Source organism: Pseudomonas sp. Lz4W (genome assembly GCF_000346225.2).
Taxonomy (GTDB): domain Bacteria; phylum Pseudomonadota; class Gammaproteobacteria; order Pseudomonadales; family Pseudomonadaceae; genus Aquipseudomonas; species Aquipseudomonas paraversuta.
Window position 1 is genome coordinate 2,344,839 of record NZ_CP017432.1, and the last position, 14,146, is coordinate 2,358,984.

Below are 14,146 nucleotides of genomic sequence, written 5' to 3' on the forward strand. Positions count from 1 at the left end.
TAGAATTGCGACATCTATTGATATCAGGACAATGGCACATGTTTTTTCGCCTACTCGCCGGCGCCGTGACGCTGGTGGTGTGCAGTACAGCGCTGGGACAAACCCCGCTGGTAAGTCCGGCTATTTCCTATACCCGGGACATACAGCCGATCCTCACTGAGAAATGCGTTGCCTGTCACGCCTGCAACGATGCCGCCTGCCAGCTGAACCTTGGCAGCGCCGAAGGCTCGACCCGCGGAGCAAGCAAAGTCCCGGTGTACCAGGGCGACAGAACCACCGCCGTAGCCCCGACCCGGATCTTCTACGATGCCAGTGGCCCTATTGAATGGCGCAACAAGGGCTTTTACTCGGTTCTCGATGCCCAGGGCGCGCAAGCAGCATTAATGGCGCGGATGCTGGAACTGGGCCACAGCGCACCGCTGACCCCCAATGCCAAGTTGCCTGAAGAGATTGTGCTGGGCCTGAACCGTCAAAACGCCTGCCCGGCCCCGGGGGAGTTCAATGCCTATGCGCAAAAGCACCCCAAGGAAGGGATGCCGTTGGCCGTGACCGGGCTTACCGATCAGCAATATCAAACCGTGCAAACCTGGCTGGCCCAGGGCGCGCCGGTGGATCAAAACGCAATCCGGCCGAGCGTCGAGGAAGCGCAACAGATCGCCGAATGGGAAGAGTTGCTCAATCGCCCGGGTTCAACCGAAGCCCTGGTCGCGCGCTGGTTGTATGAGCATTTGTTTTTGGCCCACGCCTATTTCGATAACGGTGTGCCGGGGCATTACTTTCAATGGGTGCGCTCGCGTACGCCCAGCGGCGTGCCGGTTGACCTGATTGCCACACGCCGGCCGAATGACGATCCGGGCACCGAGTTTTTCTATCGCTTGATGCCGGTCCAGGGCGTGATCGTGCACAAGACCCACATCACCTACCCGATGGGCGCGCACAAGCTGGCACGGGTCAAACAGCTGTTCTACAGCGGTGACTGGCACGCCACCTCATTGCCGGGTTACGGGCCGCGCGGCCGGGCCAATCCGTTTGAAACCTTCGAGGCCATACCGGCAGTTGCGCGTTACCAGTTCATGCTCGATAACTCGGAATATTTCGTGCGCACCTTTATCCGCGGCCCGGTGTGCCGTGGGCAAATTGCCACGGACGTGATTCGCGACAACTTCTGGACCGTGTTCCAGGAGCCTGCCCACGATCGCTATGTCACCGATGCCGCTTATCGGGGCAAGGCCACGCCGTTGCTGGCGATGCCGGGGCAAATCGATGATGTGGGCAGTGTGATTTCGCTGTGGCACAACTATCGCGACAAGCGCAACGACTATGAGAAGTTGCGCCAACAAGCCTATGCCGAAATGACACCGCCCAGTTGGTCGACCCTGTGGGCGGGCAACGACAACGCGTTGCTGACCATTTTCCGGCACTTTGACAGCGCCAGCGTGAGCAAGGGCCTGATCGGTGACGTGCCGCAAACCCTGTGGTTGTTCGACTACCCGTTGCTGGAGCGCACCTACTACCAGCTGGCAGTCAACTTCGATGTGTTCGGCAACGTCTCCCATCAGGCGCAGACGCGTTTGTACTTCGACCTCATCCGCAATGGTGCCGAGGTCAACTTCCTGCGTTTGATGCCGGCCGATTCCCGGGCGGGCATCTTGAGTGACTGGTACCAGAACAGCGGCAAGCTGAAGATGTGGCTCGACTATCAAAAAATCGATGCCGACACCCCGACGGGCATCAAGCTGGACCCGGTCGACCCCAAGCGCGATTTCGCGCTCAAATTGATCGAGCGCACAGGCACCCTCAATGCGCGGCCAGACCCGATCAACCGCTGCACCGGGGCGTACTGCTCACGGCCCGGCATCGCCCGGGAGTTCCAGTACGCAGAGCAATCCCTGAGCAGTTTGACCTCACGTCCTGCAGCGGGGCTGGCGGTGATCAACCAGTTGCCCGAAGCCACCATGCTGCGTATCGAGGGCGCCGACGGCAAGCGCGAGATGTACAGCATGCTGCGCAACCGCGCGCACACCAACGTGGCGTTCATGCTCGGTGAGGAATACCGGCTGCAACCGGGCCTGGATACCCTGACCATTTACCCTGGGGTACTCAGCAGCTATCCGAACTTTATGTTCAACATCCCGGCAGATGAGGTGCCAGCCTTTGTCAAGGCGATGGAGCAATGCAAGGATCAGTCGACCTTCGACACCATTGTCGAGCGCTGGGGGATACGTCGCAGCAATCCGCAGTTCTGGCATTACTTCCACGATATTGGCCAGTACATCAATGAAACCGACCCGGTAGAGGCGGGCGTGCTGGATATGAACCGTTACGAGAACCTGTAGTCGTACCGATTATTTTGAACTGGACGGGGCTGCTTTCCTGACAAAAATACTAGGACTTTGTCAGGCGCGCCGATTGGCGTAAACTGCCCCACATGTCTGCGAGGAGATTCCATGAGCGCCATAACGATTACCGACGCCGCCCACGATTACCTGGCTGATCTGCTATCCAAGCAGAACACCCCGGGTATCGGCATCCGCGTCTTCATCACCCAGCCCGGCACCCAGTACGCTGAAACCTGCATTGCCTACTGCAAGCCCAATGAAGTGAAACCCGAAGATACCGCACTGGGCCTGAAAACCTTCACGGCCTGGATTGACTCGGTCAGCGAACCGTTTCTTGACGATGCCGTGGTGGACTACGCCACCGATCGCATGGGCGGCCAGCTGACCATCAAGGCGCCAAACGCCAAGGTGCCAACAGTTAACGCCGATAGCCCGATCAACGAGCGTATCAACTACTACCTGCAGACCGAGATCAATCCCGGTCTGGCCAGCCACGGCGGTCAGGTCAGCCTGATTGAAGTGGTTGAAGACGGTATTGCGGTCCTCAAGTTCGGTGGCGGTTGCCAGGGCTGCGGCCAGGCTGACGTTACCCTGCGTGAAGGCATCGAGCGCACGCTGCTGGAGCGAGTGCCCGAGCTCAAAGGCGTACGTGATGTGACCGACCACTCGCAGAAAGAAAACGCCTACTACTGAGTCATCGGTAACAGGGTGTACGCTGCGTAGCTGATAAAAAACGGTGCCCCGTGAGCACCGTTTTTTTATGTCCGGAATCTGTGGCAGCCAGGTACTTATGGGCGATACAGATGCGCATGCCCGGCACGGTACAGCGATGAATCGGAAAAACTGTCACTGGCCAGTACCCGGCCCACCAGAATCAGTGCCGTACGTTTGAAGCCCTTGGCCCGGACCTTGTCCAGAATGTCATCCAGGGTGCCTTGCACCCAGTCCTGGTCCGGCCAGCTGGCCCGGTGAATGACTGCAACAGGGCAGTCACTGCCGTAATGGGGGCGTAGCTCCTCGATGATTCGCTCAAGGTTCTTGACCCCCAGATGAATCGCCATGGTCGCCTTGTGTTGCGCCAGGCTCTCCAGCTCTTCGCCTGCAGGCATCCGGGTCTTGTCCGCGTAACGCGTCAGGATCACAGTTTGCGAGATGTCCGGCAGGGTCAGTTCTGCGCCTAAAATGGCAGCGCAGGCGGCTGTGGCGGTCACCCCCGGAATGATTTCAAATGCAATGCCCAGCTCGCGCAAACAGCGGATTTGCTCGCCAATGGCGCCATACAGGCTCGGATCACCCGAGTGCACGCGGGCCACATCCTGGCCTTTGGCATCGGCGGTCTTGATCAGGCTGATAATTTGCTCAAGGTGCAGCTCTGCACTGTTGATCACTTGCTCAGCCTGATGGCCTTCAAGGACTGCCTCCGGCACCAGTGAACCGGCGTAAATAATCACCGGGCAGCTGCGGATCAAGCGCTGGCCCTTGACGGTAATCAACTCTGGATCGCCGGGCCCGGCACCGATGAAATAAACAGTCATGGCAGTCTCTTGAAAGGGTCTGGATAGAGCTGTTCGTGAACAACGCTCATAGTGAAGCAGGGGATTATCGCGGGTTTTACCCGGCACAGGCCAATGCAAAGGTGGCCGCAGACGAGTTCTGGCGGGTAATCAGCAGTCTGGCCGGCGCGCCACCCAGCTGTTCGGCCAGGGCCAGTGCAGCACTTTCGGCCACGCCAAAGCAGCCGGTGAGGGCAAACGCCCGGGCTGACCGCTGACTCAATTGGGGCGCAAACGGGGCCAGTTGCTGCGCGCTTAGAACCTCATACGCAAGATTCAACTGCGCCGCCAACCGGATGAGTCCCGCCTCATCACGCTTGAGATCAATACTGGCCAGGGCGTGAACCGCCTGCAGAGCGATTCCCGCCTGGCTCAGGGATTGTTCAATCAGGGCCAGCAGGTCATCGACACTGCAACCCTGACGGCAGCCCAGGCCAATCACCAGGATTGGCGCGGTGCCCGCAGCAATCATGCCGAGTACTGAGCTTCAGGCTTGCGGCGGAACAACCAGGCGCTGATCACGCCCAATGCCAGCCAGAAGGCGAAGTTGGTCAGTTGCGAAGCGATCTTGAACTGCGCTTCCAGCTCTTGCGGAGCCAGGCTGGAATGCACCAGGGGCTGGGGCGCACCAAAAATATGCGGTACCAGCACAATCGCAACCCCCAGCACTTTCAGGGCCCAGTGCTTGCCAAACACTAACAGCGCGATGGCCACTGCAGTGGATGCGGCAGTGGTGACCCACCAGAGCTGGCGTTGCAGCAAATCGGCGGCGGCAGTGCCCGGCAACTCGGGCGGCAGGCCAAGGGTTGGCGCCAGGCAGAACACCGCATAGCCGGCCAGCCCCCACAGCAGGCCCTGGGAGGTGCGGGTCGGTGCGCGCAGGGTATACAGGCCCGCCAGCATCAGGGCAAAACCGACCGCCACCACAAGATTACCGCCGGTGGTCGATAGTACCCGCTGCCAACCGTCTTCAGGCTCCCAGGCTTCGTCGTCGTGGCTATGGCCGGCCATGCTGCCTGCGTCGTGCTCGTGCACTTCACTGGCGGCGGGTTTTTCGTAGGTTTCCGCCTGCAGAATCAGAGGGGCGACCCAAAAGCTTTGCAGCAGGGTGAGCAGCAAAGCGCCCAGCAAGCCGGTGAAGCCTGCGGTCTGAGCTATACGCTTAATCATGGCAGGCAACCTCAATGGCACGGAAAGGCTGAACTATGACGGGTGTCATGGGCTGCATTGTGTACGGCTGCAATATGCGAGAAACCGGCGAAGTAGACGAGCAAAGCCCCCAGCACCGCAGCGCCGACGGCAGCAACGATACGTTGGCTTCGTGTGGCGCTGGTGGCAGCGGAGTGAGTACGGCTGGTGCTGATGGACATGGCGCTTCCCTCTGGTCAGACAGCGGGCACAAGAGCGCAAGAAAACCCCGCGAACGAAGCTCGCAGGGTTTAACAGCGCCCGCCCACCGCGGGTTTGTTATTGGTAATGACCAGGCCGGTCTCCGGGCTTGCGAGGGGCTCACGTGGTGTGGGCCTGCAAACATCTCCTTCCCATGCAGGGTGCACAGTGGTTGTGATGTTTCTCTCGCTTACCGTTGCGGGGGCAGCACCGGACTGGTCGGACAATTAACGCCTGACGCACCGGTTTCCCGTTTCACCCTGTGAAGGGCACCTGATACAAGATGTGTAGGAGAGCACAGCTACGCGGGAGCCGTCAAATCAGCTGCCCATGCAATGGTGCAGAGTCAACTTCAGACGGCGAGGATGCTTTTGACCTTGTTGCGCAGTTGGTCGATGGAAAAGGGTTTGCCGATCACAAACATGCCGGCTGGTACATCGATGTTCTCGGCATAGCCGCTGGCAAACAGCACAGGTAACTGTGGTCGCAGCTCGCGGGCTTTATTGGCAAGGGTCTTGCCATCCATCCCCGGCATCCCCACATCGCTCATCAGCAAATCGATCCTGTTGCCCCGGTCTTCGAGCAGTTCCATGGCGCTCTCGCCATCCTCGGCTTCGAGCACGTTGAATTTCAACTCTTCCAGTACGTCAACGATCAACATACGAACAATGGCGTCGTCTTCGACCACCAGAATGGTAGAGGGTGTTGCAGACATAATGGTTATCCCGAATGAAATTGAGCGCGGGTGGGGGCAAACCTGAATTTGCTTGCTCTATCAGTAAGCTGGAACCCCAACCTAGTTCCGCCGTTGTACAAAAAAAATGCCTGTACAAGTTTTGTTAGGATAGCTGTTGCAAGCAGCTAAATCCTTTTTCACTGTAGGAATTGGCTACCACTTCATAAGAAAAATAGAATTTTTACTCGAGAATCCGTCAAACTCTCAATTTTGACCACCGTACACGGGACTGAAATATGAATGCACCAGCTTCGGTAGATGAGCAGAGCTTTCGCAAGCTCCTGAGCCGCAACGTCGGTTTGCCCTTGGGTGTGGGTGTGCTCAGCGCCGTGTTGTTTGTAGCCATGATCAGCTACCTGCTGTCGGTCATTCAGTGGGTCGAACACACCGACCGGGTGATTAACAACGCCAACGAGGCGGTGAAGCTGTCAGTGGATCTTGAAACCGGCATGCGCGGCTTCCTGATTACCGGTGATGAGCATTTTCTTGACCCCTATGAAGTGGCAAAGCCGCAAATCATGGCCCAACTCAAGGGGCTGAAAGAGCTGGTCGGCGACAACCCGCAGCAAATTGATCGCCTCAAGCGTCTCGAAGCCCTGCAATCCGACTGGAGTAACTACGCCCAGTCGATGATCGATATGCGCCGCCAGAGCGGCGACTACAGGGCGGCAGTGCAGGCCGGACGTGGCAAGCGCCTGAGCGATGAAATCCGCAAGGAATTCGAAGACTTCGTTGCCATGGAGCAGCAACTGCGAGTTGCCCGCAATGAAGATGTGAGTAAAACCACCCTCGTCAGTATTGGCCTTTACCTGGTGTTTGTACTCGGCTTGAGTGGTTTTCTGGCCTACAGAGGTCGTCGCGATTTACTCGATCTTTCAAAGAGTTACAGCGACAACCTCGAGCTACAAATTAAGACTGCGCAGCGCCTGGAACAGCAGGCCTGGTTGCGTAACGGTCAAACCGAACTGGCGGAGCAGGTATTGGGCCGGCTGACCCTGAATATGCTGGGGCGCAACATTCTGCAATTCTGCGCCCAGTACCTCGGCACAGTGGTTGCCGCCGTGTATGTACGCGAAGACCACGGCGGCCTCAAACGGGTGGCCAGTTATGGTTTTTCCCGAGAGGAAGAAGCCCGGGATCAGTTGATACACAATGACGAAGGCCTGGTCGGGCAGGCGGCCCGGCAAGACCAGCTGATACGCCTGGACGATGTGCCCGAGGACTACTTCCTGAAAGTCAGCTCAGGTCTTGGGCAAGGCACACCGCGCAGCGTGCTGGTGGTGCCTACCAGCGACGATGACCGGGTCAATGGCGTCATTGAACTGGGCTTCCTGCGGCCACTGACGGAGCGTGATGTCGAACTGTTTGAGTTGATTGCCGACAATATCGGCATGTCGATTGAAGCCGCCCGTTACCGTCAGCGCCTGCAGGAAGTGCTGGCCGAAACCCAGCAGCTCAACGAAGAGCTGCAAGTGCAGCAGGAAGAGCTGAAGACCGCGAACGAAGAGCTCGAAGAGCAATCGCAGATTCTCAAGGAATCCCAGACGCATCTTGAAACCCAGCAGGCGGAGCTTGAGCAAACCAACGAACAGCTGGCGGAACAGGCACTGGCCCTGGCCGGTCAGCGAGACGCGATGGACCTCAAGAATACCGAACTGAATCAGGCCCAGGTGCAGCTTGAAGAGCGCGCTCTGGAGCTGCAGCGCTCCAGCAAGTACAAGTCCGAGTTCCTCGCCAACATGTCCCATGAACTGCGGACCCCGCTCAACAGCTCGTTGATTCTGGCCAAGCTGCTCGCGGAAAACCCCCAGGAGAACCTGAGCGCCGAACAGGTCAAGTTCGCCGAGTCTATCTACTCGGCGGGCAATGACTTGCTCAACCTGATCAACGACATTCTGGATATCTCCAAAGTTGAAGCCGGCAAGCTCGAAGTGCGTCCCGAAAACACCAGTGTCAGCCGTGTAGTCGAAGGTTTGCGCGGTATGTTCGAGCCGCTGGCGGGGGACAAGTCCCTGCAGTTCCGGGTTGAGGTACAGCCCGGCACGCCGGGCATGATCTACACCGACAGCCAGCGTCTGGAGCAAGTGCTCAAAAACCTGTTGTCCAACGCGATCAAGTTCACCGCCAAGGGTCAGGTCAGCCTGACCGTGTCGGCTCTGCCGGATGCCGCCATAGCGTTCAGCGTCGCGGATTCCGGGATAGGGATCGCCGCCGAAGAGCTGGAAAGCATTTTCGAAGCCTTCCGCCAGGCCGATGGCACCACCAACCGCAGTTATGGCGGGACGGGGCTGGGCCTGTCGATTTCCCGGGATCTGGCGACATTGCTCGGTGGCTCCATCAGTGTCAGTAGCGTGCCGGGGCAGGGCAGCGTATTTACCCTGGTCATGCCCGAACAGTTTGTGGAAAACGCCGAGCCACCAGCCCGGGTGCCTGTCAGCGCTGTGGTGCCAGTGGTTGCTGTCGTACCCAAGCCAGCAGCGCCCGCGGCGATTGTTGCGCCCCAGCACATCCCGCGGTTCATGGATGACCGGGAAAAAGGTCCCTTTACCGGACGTTGTATCCTGGTGATCGAAGATGAGCCTAATTTTGCCGGTATCCTCTTCGATCTGGCGCATGAATTGGGGTATCACTGCCTGGTGGCCCACGGCGCAGATGAAGGCTTCAGCCTGGCGACACAATTTATTCCTGATGCGATTCTGCTGGATATGCGCCTGCCTGATCATTCCGGGCTGACGGTGCTGCAGCGCCTGAAGGCGCTGGCGCCGACCCGGCATATCCCGGTTCACGTCATATCCGTGGAAGATCGGGTCGAAGCTGCGATGCACATGGGCGCCGTGGGCTATGCGGTCAAGCCGACCAGCCGCGAAGAGCTCAAAAACGTATTCGCGCGCCTGGAAGCCAAGCTTACGCAGAAGGTGAAAAAGGTTCTGCTGGTGGAAGATGATGATTTGCAGCGCCACAGCATTGCCCGCCTGATCGGCGACGATGACATCGAAATCACCGCCGTAGGCTTCGCCCATGAGGCGCTTGAACTGCTGCGCAGCAACATCTATGACTGCATGATCATCGACCTCAAATTACCGGACATGCTGGGCAACGACCTGCTCAAGCGCATGTCTACCGAGGACATCTGCTCGTTCCCGCCGGTCATCGTCTATACCGGGCGCAACCTGACCCGGGATGAAGAGGCAGAGCTGCGCAAGTATTCCCGCTCGATCATCATCAAGGGCGCGCGTTCGCCGGAGCGTTTGCTCGATGAAGTGACATTGTTTTTGCACAAAGTTGAATCGCAGTTGTCCCATGAGCGGCAAAGCATGCTCAAGACCGCCCGTAGCCGCGACAGGGTGTTCGAAGGGCGCAAGATTTTGCTGGTGGATGACGATGTGCGCAACATCTTCGCCCTGACCAGTGCCCTTGAGCATAAGGGCGCTATCGTGGTCATTGGCCGTAATGGCCGTGAAGCCATCGAGCGTCTTAACGAGACCGATGATATCGATCTGGTATTGATGGACGTGATGATGCCGGAGATGGACGGCTACGAAGCCACCGTAGAAATTCGCAAGGACCCGCGCTGGCGCAAGCTGCCGATCATTGCAGTGACGGCCAAGGCAATGAAAGACGATCAGGATCGGTGCCTGCAGGCAGGCTCCAATGATTACCTGGCCAAACCTATTGATCTGGACCGACTCTTTTCGTTGATCCGTGTCTGGCTACCGAAAATGGAACGACTCTAAGTGCCACAAACGCAACGAAACGACGACATAGAGTTACGCCTTCTGATCGAAGCGATCTATCTCAAATACAGCTATGACTTCCGCGACTACTCCGGCGCGTCCATCAAGCGCCGGGTACATCATGCGTTGCGTCAGTTCGAATGCAAGACCATATCGGCCCTGCAGGAACGGGTACTGCATGACCCGACGGCCTTTATGCAGTTGCTGCAGTTCCTGACCATTCCGGTGAGCGAGATGTTTCGCGACCCGGAGCACTTTCTGGCCATTCGCCAGGAAGTGGTGCCGGTGCTCAAGACCTATCCCTCACTGAAAATCTGGATTGCAGGTTGCAGTACCGGAGAAGAGGTTTACTCGATGGCCATCTTGCTGCGTGAAGAGGGCCTGCTGGATCGCACCATCATCTACGCCACCGATATCAATCCGCGCTCCCTGGAAAAGGCCCGACAAGGGATTTTCTCGTTGGAGAACGTTCGCGCCTATACCCAGAATTACCAAAAATCCGGGGGGCAGCGTTCGTTTGCCGAGTACTACACTGCCGCCTACGACTATGCGATTTTTGACAAGACACTGCGTGAAAACGTGACATTTGCCGATCACAGCCTGGCGACCGACAGCGTATTTTCCGAAACCCATTTGATTTCGTGTCGCAACGTACTGATCTACTTTAATAAGAATCTTCAAAACAGAGCATTCGGATTGTTTCATGAGTCGCTGTGCCACCGTGGTTTCCTGATGTTGGGCAGCAAGGAAACCCTGGATTTTTCGGACTACAGCAAACAGTTTGCGCCCCTGCTCAAACAAGAACGGATCTACCGCAAGCTATGAATGACATAACCGTAGCGTCTTCGCCCTTGAGACCTGTGGATGCCGTGGTAGTCGGGGCATCGGCCGGGGGTGTTGAAGCCTTGTTGGCTATTTTTGAAGGCCTGGGCCCCGACTTCGGCCTGCCCATCATTGTGGTCCTGCACTTGCCCGATGCCCACCGTAGCCAGCTGGCCGAGGTGTTTGCCCGGCGTCTGGCGCTCAGGGTCAAGGAAGCGACCGACAAGGAACCGATCAGCCCGGGAACCGTGTATTTCGCGGCTCCCGGCTATCACCTGTCGGTGGAGGGCGACTATAGCTTCTCGTTCAGCCAGGAGGCGCGGGTGCATTACTCGCGGCCGGCGATCGATTACCTGTTTGAGTCGGCGGCCGATGCGTATCAACACCGGCTGGCCGCCATATTACTGACGGGTGCCAATCAGGACGGCGCTCAGGGGCTGTACACCGTCAAACAGCGCGGCGGCGTGACCATTGTCCAGGACCCGCAAGAGGCCCTGGTTGCGACCATGCCCCAAGCGGCACTGGACCGGATAAAACCTGACTACATCCTCCCTTTGCGCGGCATCGGCCGTTTGCTATGCGAGCTGGAACGAATCGAATGCTGAAAAGTGATATTCAAGCCAAGTTGCTGATCGTTGATGATCTGCCGGAAAATTTGCTGGCGCTGGAAGCGTTGATCAAAGGCGAGGATCGCACCGTCTACAAAGCGTTGTCTGCGGACGAAGCATTGTCATTGTTGCTGCAGCATGAATTCGCCATCGCCATTCTGGATGTGCAAATGCCCGGCATGAACGGTTTTGAACTGGCCGAGTTGATGCGCGGTACGGAGAAAACCAAAAGTATCCCGATCGTCTTTGTCAGTGCCGCCGGGCGCGAGATGAACTACGCCTTCAAGGGCTATGAAAGCGGGGCCGTGGACTTTTTGCACAAACCGCTGGATATCCATGCGGTGAAGAGCAAGGTCAATGTGTTTGTCGACCTTTATCGCCAGCGCAAGGCGGTCAAGCAGCAGGTCGAAGCCCTTGAGCAAAGCCGCCGCGAGCAGGAAGTATTGCTGGCACAGTTGCAACTGACCCAGGTCGAGCTCGAACATGCAGTGCGCATGCGCGACGACTTCATGTCGATTGTCTCCCATGAGGTACGCACGCCGCTTAACGGGCTGATCCTGGAAACCCAGCTGCGCAAGATGCACCTGGCCCGCGACAACGCGTCAGCCTTTACGCTGGACAAGATGAAGGCCATGGTCGAGCGCGATGAGCGTCAGATCCAGAGCCTGATCCGTCTCATCGAGGACATGCTTGACGTGTCGCGCATCCGCACCGGAAAACTGTCGATCCGGCCGTCAGAATTTGATTTGTCAGCCGCGGTGGGCAATTTGCTGGAGAGCTTTGCTGCGCAAATCAGCGCGGCGGGTTCGAGCGTCAACTACAGCTCAGAGCAGCCGGTGGTCGGGCAGTGGGACGGGTTCAGAATTGAACAGGTGGTCTCCAATTTACTGACCAATGCCCTGCGTTATGGGGCCAAAAAACCGATTGATGTATCTGTGTATACCCGCAGTGCCTGGGCCGTGATCGAAGTCAGTGACCAGGGCATTGGCATCAGCGAAGAAAACCAGCAGCGGATTTTCCACCAGTTTGAGCGCATAGCCGGCAGTCACGTGGTTACCGGCCTTGGCTTGGGGCTGTACATCTCGGAGCAGATCGTTGCCGCCCACGACGGGCAAATCTCGGTTCACAGTGCATTGGGTGAAGGTGCCACGTTCAGGGTTTGTCTGCCTCTGTAACAAAAGACTTGAATTAGCCGCAACCTATGGCGTGGCCTGCGGTCGAAATTGCAGCAATTGCCCGGAATAAGGTTTCCCATGAGTGAAGATGCGCAAGATGTAGTTCTGATTGTCGAAGACGATCCCTCGATCCTGATGGTTCTCAGCGCCTACCTGTCCGGTGAAGGTTATAGAGTGCTGCAGGCTGAAAACGGCGAGCAGGCGTTCGAGATTCTGGCGAGCAAACCGCATCTGGACCTGATGGTGACTGATTTTCGTCTGCCCGGTGGTATATCGGGGGTTCAGATTGCCGAGCCAGCCCTCAAGCTGCGGCCGGACCTCAAGGTCATTTTTATCAGTGGTTACCCGGCAGAAATCCGCGACACCGGTAGCCCGATCACCCTGACGGCGCCGATCCTGGCCAAGCCGTTCGACCTCGACACCCTGCAGGAACAGATCCAGAAACTGCTGGCCTGACTGTAGGAGCGAGCTTGCCTCGCGAGCGGTTAAAAGCTCGCGAGCAAGCTCGTTCCTACAGGTACAGACAGGCAAAGGGGGTCAAAGCCCCTGCTGCAGCGCCGGGTCATCCGGGTTCAACTGTTCCATCTGCGCCAGCAGTACCTGAACGTTCTGTATTTGCCCGGACTCTTTCCAGTAGCGAATCAACAGCACGCGCGCCTTGCGATTGGCCGGCTGGCGTTGCAACAGCTCCTCAAGCTGGCGTTGCGCGGCTTCCAGTTGATCAAGATCGTGCAGGGCAATCGCCAGTTTGTAACGGTAATCACTGTTATCAGGCTCCAGCTCTACGGCTTTGGCCAGACCCAGCAGGGCGTATTCAGTCTGCCCGTGGTTAAGCAGCCAGATACCCAGCGCATGCTGCAAATAAGCAGACTCGGGATGCTCCTCCAGCTGCCTGGCCAGCAATTCACGCGCCCGGTCGGTTTGCCCGCGCTTATCCAGCAACTCCACCTGAGCAACCACGGCCTTGAGATTTTCCGGGTCCAGGGCGGTGACTTTTTCCAGAGCGGCCTGGGCTTCATCCAGCTGACCTTCATGCAGATACAGACGGGCGAGCTGGCCCTGGGCCTGGGGATCGTCGGGGCGGGTTTTGAGATCGCGTTCGTATTCGTCGATTACCTGCTGCAAGGGGGCGAAATACAGGCCTTGCTCATCAGGAGACAAGCCCAGCAGTGCACTGGCGGCGGTAAAGCGTACGCTTTGTTCGGGATCATCCAGCAACGGCCCCAGCAATAGCGTGCGCTGGGCGTTGGGTACCAGCCCGGCAATGCTCTGGATCGCCGCCTGACGGACCAGCGGTGAAGGGTGCTGCAAGTCGGCGTCCGCCAGTTTCAGTGCCTGGGGGCTGGGGTAGTTGGGCAATTCTGCATGCAGGCTGGCACGGCGGATGTCCGACAGGTCGGTGCGGGCCAATTGCTGATAGAGCACCCGGGCCGCACCGGGTTGACCGTTGTGCGCCTGGGCAAGGGCAACCGAATAACTGCTGCTTGTAGAAGGCGCTTTTGTGGCTGGCGCGGGGCGCATCCAATACCAGAGACCGGCTGCGATAAGCGCTGACAGAAGACTGATAGCGAGGTAACGGCGAGGCTGGGTCATGCAATATCCAGAAACAGGCGTGCGGTTGAGGGACAAGATTGGGACAGTAGCCGGTTGGAGTCAAACCCTGATCCGGCAAGCCGCGCTGGCGCTACGCTGCAGATCGCAGCCCCGGTAAGTGCCTACGAGGTTGCGAACAGTAAAAACCAGAGCCAAAAAAAGCCCCGTGACCGAATGACCACGGGGCTAAAAATGGC

13 protein-coding genes and 1 riboswitch are annotated in these 14,146 nt (G+C 58.0%); of the genes, 7 read left to right on the plus strand and 6 right to left on the minus strand.

Annotated elements, in window-relative coordinates; genetic code table 11:
• Positions 1 to 38 precede the first annotated feature (38 nt).
• Together B195_RS10925 and nfuA are read left to right on the plus strand one after the other, a co-directional pair.
• On the plus strand, positions 39 to 2,336 hold the full coding sequence (locus B195_RS10925; RefSeq protein ID WP_003445152.1) for a fatty acid cis/trans isomerase: 2,298 nt from the start codon (positions 39 to 41) through the stop codon (positions 2,334 to 2,336).
• Positions 2,337 to 2,447: 111 nt separating this feature from the next.
• Positions 2,448 to 3,032 carry a Fe-S biogenesis protein NfuA gene (nfuA, locus tag B195_RS10930; protein WP_003445154.1) on the plus strand — a complete coding sequence of 195 codons (585 nt, stop codon included), beginning with the start codon at positions 2,448 to 2,450 and terminating at the stop codon, positions 3,030 to 3,032.
• A 95-nt stretch (positions 3,033 to 3,127) separates the two neighbouring features.
• On the opposite strand, the gene cobM is transcribed toward nfuA, so the two are convergent.
• From cobM to B195_RS10955, 5 genes are all read right to left on the minus strand, one after another.
• Entirely contained in the window at positions 3,128 to 3,874 is a 747-nt protein-coding gene (gene cobM / locus B195_RS10935) for a precorrin-4 C(11)-methyltransferase (RefSeq protein ID WP_003445156.1), read from the minus strand.
• A 76-nt stretch (positions 3,875 to 3,950) separates the two neighbouring features.
• On the minus strand, positions 3,951 to 4,364 hold the full coding sequence (locus tag B195_RS10940; RefSeq protein WP_003445158.1) for a cobalamin biosynthesis protein: 414 nt from the start codon (positions 4,362 to 4,364) through the stop codon (positions 3,951 to 3,953).
• Complete coding sequence (locus B195_RS10945) at positions 4,361 to 5,062, minus strand: CbtA family protein (protein ID WP_003445160.1); 702 nt, start codon at positions 5,060 to 5,062, stop codon at positions 4,361 to 4,363. The genes B195_RS10940 and B195_RS10945 overlap by 4 nt, the downstream gene beginning before the upstream one ends.
• Positions 5,063 to 5,073: 11 nt before the next feature.
• The gene (locus tag B195_RS10950; protein ID WP_003445163.1) at positions 5,074 to 5,262 is read right to left on the minus strand and encodes a CbtB domain-containing protein; all 189 of its coding nucleotides are present in this window, start codon (positions 5,260 to 5,262) and stop codon (positions 5,074 to 5,076) included.
• Positions 5,263 to 5,357: 95 nt separating this feature from the next.
• A riboswitch (cobalamin riboswitch) is annotated at positions 5,358 to 5,573 on the minus strand.
• A 60-nt stretch (positions 5,574 to 5,633) separates the two neighbouring features.
• A complete protein-coding gene (locus B195_RS10955; RefSeq protein ID WP_003445165.1) occupies positions 5,634 to 5,996 on the minus strand; it encodes a response regulator in 363 nt (120 codons plus the stop codon).
• A 257-nt stretch (positions 5,997 to 6,253) separates the two neighbouring features.
• Between B195_RS10955 and B195_RS10960 the strand changes: the two genes are divergently transcribed.
• From B195_RS10960 to B195_RS10980, 5 genes are all read left to right on the plus strand, one after another.
• Positions 6,254 to 9,751, plus strand: a complete 3,498-nt coding sequence (locus tag B195_RS10960) for a response regulator (protein WP_003445167.1) — start codon at positions 6,254 to 6,256, stop codon at positions 9,749 to 9,751.
• Positions 9,752 to 10,576: a protein-glutamate O-methyltransferase CheR gene (locus B195_RS10965; protein WP_003445169.1), complete on the plus strand. Its 825-nt coding sequence runs from the start codon at positions 9,752 to 9,754 to the stop codon at positions 10,574 to 10,576. It abuts the gene before it with no gap.
• On the plus strand, positions 10,573 to 11,178 hold the full coding sequence (locus tag B195_RS10970) for a chemotaxis protein CheB (RefSeq protein ID WP_029612660.1): 606 nt from the start codon (positions 10,573 to 10,575) through the stop codon (positions 11,176 to 11,178). Before B195_RS10965 ends, B195_RS10970 begins: the two co-directional genes overlap by 4 nt.
• Positions 11,175 to 12,356: a hybrid sensor histidine kinase/response regulator gene (locus tag B195_RS10975; protein ID WP_037001748.1), complete on the plus strand. Its 1,182-nt coding sequence runs from the start codon at positions 11,175 to 11,177 to the stop codon at positions 12,354 to 12,356. The genes B195_RS10970 and B195_RS10975 overlap by 4 nt, the downstream gene beginning before the upstream one ends.
• 78 nt (positions 12,357 to 12,434) lie before the next feature.
• On the plus strand, positions 12,435 to 12,812 hold the full coding sequence (locus tag B195_RS10980) for a response regulator (RefSeq protein ID WP_003445176.1): 378 nt from the start codon (positions 12,435 to 12,437) through the stop codon (positions 12,810 to 12,812).
• 81 nt (positions 12,813 to 12,893) lie between these two features.
• Here B195_RS10980 and B195_RS10985 read toward each other — a convergent pair whose 3' ends face one another.
• Complete coding sequence (locus tag B195_RS10985; RefSeq protein ID WP_003445178.1) at positions 12,894 to 13,949, minus strand: tetratricopeptide repeat protein; 1,056 nt, start codon at positions 13,947 to 13,949, stop codon at positions 12,894 to 12,896.
• Positions 13,950 to 14,146: the final 197 nt, after the last annotated feature.